This window comes from Bacillus sp. JJ1503 (assembly GCF_036965125.1).
Lineage (GTDB): Bacteria > Bacillota > Bacilli > Bacillales > Cytobacillaceae > Cytobacillus.
On record NZ_JBALOZ010000363.1, the window covers coordinates 1 to 4991 of the forward strand.

Annotated in this window: 6 protein-coding genes; all 6 read right to left on the reverse strand. The window is 39.4% G+C overall.

Features of this window, described 5'->3' with window-relative positions; genetic code table 11:
* Positions 1-110 precede the first annotated feature (110 nt).
* Complete coding sequence (locus tag V7149_RS22740) at positions 111-1688, reverse strand: hypothetical protein (RefSeq protein ID WP_335347861.1); 1578 nt, start codon at positions 1686-1688, stop codon at positions 111-113.
* A gap of 133 nt (positions 1689-1821) precedes the next feature.
* Positions 1822-2547 (reverse strand): pilus assembly protein TadG-related protein, encoded by a 726-nt coding sequence (locus V7149_RS22745; protein WP_335347862.1) that lies wholly within the window; start codon positions 2545-2547, stop codon positions 1822-1824.
* Entirely contained in the window at positions 2534-2920 is a 387-nt protein-coding gene (locus tag V7149_RS22750; RefSeq protein ID WP_335347863.1) for a TadE/TadG family type IV pilus assembly protein, read from the reverse strand. Before V7149_RS22750 ends, V7149_RS22745 begins: the two co-directional genes overlap by 14 nt.
* Before the next feature lie 24 nt (positions 2921-2944).
* Positions 2945-3172 carry a hypothetical protein gene (locus V7149_RS22755; RefSeq protein WP_335347864.1) on the reverse strand — a complete coding sequence of 76 codons (228 nt, stop codon included), beginning with the start codon at positions 3170-3172 and terminating at the stop codon, positions 2945-2947.
* 37 nt (positions 3173-3209) lie between these two features.
* Positions 3210-4148, reverse strand: a complete 939-nt coding sequence (locus tag V7149_RS22760) for a type II secretion system F family protein (protein ID WP_335347865.1) — start codon at positions 4146-4148, stop codon at positions 3210-3212.
* Positions 4149-4153: 5 nt separating this feature from the next.
* Positions 4154-4991 (reverse strand): type II secretion system F family protein (locus V7149_RS22765; RefSeq protein WP_335347866.1); only part of this gene is annotated, 838 nt, incomplete at its 5' end.

A 4991-nucleotide genomic window follows, 5' to 3' on the forward strand; every position in this document is an offset into this window, starting at 1 on the left:
TAAATGCATATATCACAAAGGCTATAATGACGGATAATAAATATGTGTAGGTTATAATAGTAAAAGTTTTCTTTTTCAAATAATCACCTCTATTTTTAAAACAGCAAAAATTACTCCACTAACGGAGTTGCAGGTATTCCGGAATTTCCAATGCTTCCAGTTTTCTCTTCCTTGTTATTATTTTGATGATTGACTTCATTATTTTCAATATTACTTTCAGATGAATTTTCTGGTGTGTCCTTAGGATTATTTTCTTGATTACTATCAGGATCATTCTCTTCTTTAATATTAGAGTTACTATCTAGCTCTTTATTAGGTTCGGTGCCATTATTACCTCCAGGATTACTATCCGAATTATCAGGGCTATTGTAATCACCTTTTAAACCGTTCTTTATCAATTCTTCTACTGTTTTACCAACAGTATCTTCTGTAATCGGCCCGCTATTAATTAAATGACTGATAAGAGGAGAAAACACCTTTAAAGAAACAATAGCAACTGCCCCTCCAATAAGGAAATTTTCCCAACTAGACCACTCGCCACCTTTAATTCCGCCAGAAAGCCAATTTTCTAAACCTCCGTAGATTCCAAGGCCTACAACTAATGAGCCTCCTATTGCAAGACCCGGTAATAAGATAGGACCTAACAAACCACCGGTAAATCCGCCAATAATGCCATCTATCAATAAGTCTTTGAATGAAAATTCACTTCCTGTATACCAGGCAGTTAAAACATACGAGGCTATGTTAGAAAAAACACCTGCGGATGCCCCAATACCAGCTCCCCTAAGGATATTCCCCAACACATTCCCTGTAGTATAATAACCCTTTATTTGCCCCCATAACGGAAGTCCTTTAAACCAGCGCCAAGCTGCAACACCTTTCCCTCTAAGCCAAGGCCACGCTACTGTTCTCATCCATGTCCATGCTGCACGGCCCTTCCCCAAAATCCATGGCCATGCTGTATTTCTCATCCAGTTCCAAGTCGCTGGTCCCGCCGTATTTCTAAGCCAGCCAATCGCTGATGCAAAGGCACCAGTAGTTAGTCCTGCGTAACCTAATATTCCGCCAAGACCTGCTGAGCCGAGGGCGCCCCAAAAGCTGTAGCTATCTCCGGCAATCCACTGATAGACAAATGCCCCGATCAAAGCACCAGCAGCAACAACCAGAACTACCCCAATTGTTAAAGCTCCTACTACTCCTAATGCTGCTAATGCAGCAATTCCACCGATAATGACCACGGATGCAATAATACCTGCAATGATGGATTGCGCCCATTTATTATTTGCAAGCCAATCAGCAGCTGCATTCCATGTATCTCCTACCCAATCAGTAAACTTACCCCATTTGTCTCCAGCCCAGTCAGTAAATCCATTCCATTTGTCACTGGCCCAATCAGTAAAATCATTAAATCCATCTACCACCCAGTTCCCGAAATCCTTGAGCCCATCAATCGTACTATCCTTTATTTCACCAATCTTGTTTAATGCCTTTTTCCACCACGGTAGTTCTCCTTCCTCTCCCATGGGATCACCAGATTTTCCATCAGTCACTTCAGTTTTATTTATGGTGATTTGCTCAGTTTCCACTTCAGTCACGTCTGCAATTGCAGTATGCCACTCAGACGATAGCAAAAGGAACAATAAAAGGAGGCTGATGAACCACTTAAATTTTGAATTTGTGAAACTCAAAATATACCGCACCCTTCAAAAAATAGAATCATAAACATCGAATAACATTTCATTAATAAATGTTATGAATAAAGCTCTTTTCGCAAATTTTTTATATAACAAAAATCTTTACGAAAAGAGCTTTATAAAAAAGCTAATCACACTTAATGGTAAAGGTCTTCGGTTCACCAATTTTAACCGATGCCTCAGATGTTATGGCAGAAATACTTTCATCAGATACTGTAGTAAACTTTGCCTTCCGCTCTGTCACCACGTAGACGCGAAAATCCTCGCCGATAAAGTTTAAAGTTTTAACTTTATCATTTTGGTTTTCCTTTGCGAACTTCTCAGCTTCTTTTCTAGCATTATCGAAGTTCTCTCTTACCGCTTCACAGGCTAGATCATTTACACCATCATCCCCGAAGAAAAATCGCATGGCGGGATTCGCTTCAACTTCGACTGACGGACTTCTCAACCAGCTAACTACATCTCCTGGCATTGATCTTCCGCCATGACTTGCTTCTTCCTTACGAATAAAATCAGCTAATATCTGCTCTTCAGATGGCGGTTCCTCATCCTCTTTTACTGCCGCCAAAACAGCTGCAAGAAAAGCTTCCCATCTAGCTCCGAGAGCCTCTAATTCTTTTTGCGTTTCCCTTTGAAGCTCATCCTCCATATACTCCCTAGAGCTCTTCGCTGCTGCCAAAGCTGCTGCATCTGCTCCCGTTTGTGTAACGCGCTTATGAATAAACACATTTGAGAAGTCAAAAAACAGCAAAGCTATAAAAATAGCAGCCATGAGCATGCCAACCATGACGATTAACATCCCGCTGCCACGTTCATTATTAATAAGCTTCTTGACTCTTTTAATCTGTCTCATCAGGATCTTCCTCCATCGGCATAACGGCATCCGCAGTAAATTCGAATTCCATATCAGCTATAAATGGAAGTGCAATCACAGGTGCTTTTATATATACCTCTACCCTTGCTTCTTTCTCACCAGGACCACCATGAACCACTGGATTAAAGCCTGAAGCTGATCTCTCCGCAACCTTTTTCCAATCAGGATCGCGAATAGCAGCTGCCCTGGCCCCGTCCCGAGCAGCTGACTCTGCAACAACAAGTGAAAAAGCGATTAAAGCAACTGGCCAAATAATCAGGAATGCTAAAATAACAAGAGGAAACATCGCAACAAACTCAATGGCCTGTGAGCCTTTTTCATTTTTTACATACCGTTTAAAAAAATTTCTCAATTTACTCACTCCGGCTACTTATTATTAGCTGCCACCACCACCGCCAGTACCGATATTACCGATCAATTCCTCCAACTTGGATATAATTGTCTTTCCTATACTTGTGTTATCACCAATACCTGCAGCAATAGCACCCATAACAGCCAATACAACAAGACCTAGAGCAACCCATTCTAGCGCCTGAGCTCCTCTTTCATTTTTCACATAACGAGAATAAATCCCATTCACCTTAGTCCAAGTTTTTAATAGCATACTTATTCCTCCTCAGATTCTCTTATATTTAATCCTCCTATTTAAAGAAGGAGTCCAACCCAAATGCAGCCGGATTGTACATAATGTTTAATACAAGCAGGCCTATAATGAGACCAAATACTGCTGGTGCCACAAAAAATGTGGTGACTAATGTAATTTGTGGGCTTGCTTTTGCAGCCTTCTCCTTAGCTACAAAACCCCTTGTTGCTCTGAGGTCATCGGCTTGTAGTTTAAAGGTTCTCGACACAGGCACTCCTAGAGTGGATCCTTGAATTAAACCATTTACAAGTGAGTGCAGCTCTTTCGATGAATTTCGATCCATTAAGCTTTGATAAGCAGTAATTCTTGGAACACCTAAATCTATTTCTCTATTAAACCTGTCAATTTCTTCACTCAATGGTCCTTCAAACTGCTGGGTCACTTGCTGTAAAGCATTATCTAGGCTTACTCCTGCCTGAAGAGTGACACTGACTGTATCTAAGAAGTCAGGCATCATGATGGTAATGAGCTCCTGCCTATTTTTAGCTTTAAAGTATAACCACGCACTAGGTCCCAAAAAACCTCCTAGAATCGAAATTAACAAGATCTGTAATCCCCAAGGCATGCCTAGGAAACTATATAAACTGCCAAATCCTAACCCTATTAAACCCAAAACAAAACGAAAGCCATAAAAATCCTGTAAATGAAACCCAAGTGGATTTCCTGCTTCCTTCAGCATTCTTTCGTGCTTTGTTTTATCAGCAAAGAATGGATATTTGATTCCTACTGGACCAGCTTTTTTCCCCCAGCGAACCAATGGCTGCATAATTCTTTCCCTTAACGATTTTTTCTTTTTATCTTTTCGATATTGATAACCCTGGTTTTTTAATAGTTTTTCTTTCTTTGCAATATATAAATAGAAATAAACAAAGCCAATAAATAGCAGAATTAATATCACTACAAACATGACGAGTGAAAAAAAGCCTAATAGTTTCATTTTGACTACACCCTTATATCCGAAAGTCTTTTTATGATGAAGAATGCAAAGAAAACAATCATAGAAAAACCAGCAAAAATTAATAATCCAAATGGCGTAAACAGGACATTTAGAAACCCTTTAATAAATAAATTCATCATTAAAACCATTAAAAAGGGCATGGCAACCAAAATATAAGCTATAGATCGGCTTTCTGCTGTTACAGTTTGAATTTCTTTGTGAACTCGGCTTCTTTCCTCTAGCGTTTCTGCCATCGAAGACAGGACCTCCGCTAAATTCCCCCCCACCTTTTGCTGGATGAGAATAGTACTGACAAAAATATTGATATCATTGCTTGAGACTCTTTCCCTGAACTGGTTCAAAACCATCTCTAAACTATCGCCTAATTTGAATTGATAGTTCATTTTTCTAAACTCTGATTGGCTTGGATCTTTCATATCTCTTCCTACCATTTCAATGGCTTGTGGAATAGTTTGCCCCGCTTTGATTCCGTTTGACATCATTCTGCATATTTCCGGAAGCTGTTTATTAAAGCTTTCTGTCCGTTTATTTCTCCTAGAATTCAAATAAAATCTTGATCCGATGGATACTATTAAATAGCTTACGAGTACAGACATTAATAGAAACAAACCGAACAGAAAATGATTCATAAAGGTAAATAAGGCTAATAGCAAAATATAGATTCCCATATACTCAGAAGGCTTTAGCGTAATATTTCCTTGAATAAGCTTTTTTTTCAGCTCTGATGCAAGTTCTGATGAATCATATTTATCTCCAATCAGCAGAACAAAGCTTTTGCGCTCAAATTCTTTTTCCCTATCAAACCAGTTATCCATCCGCTTA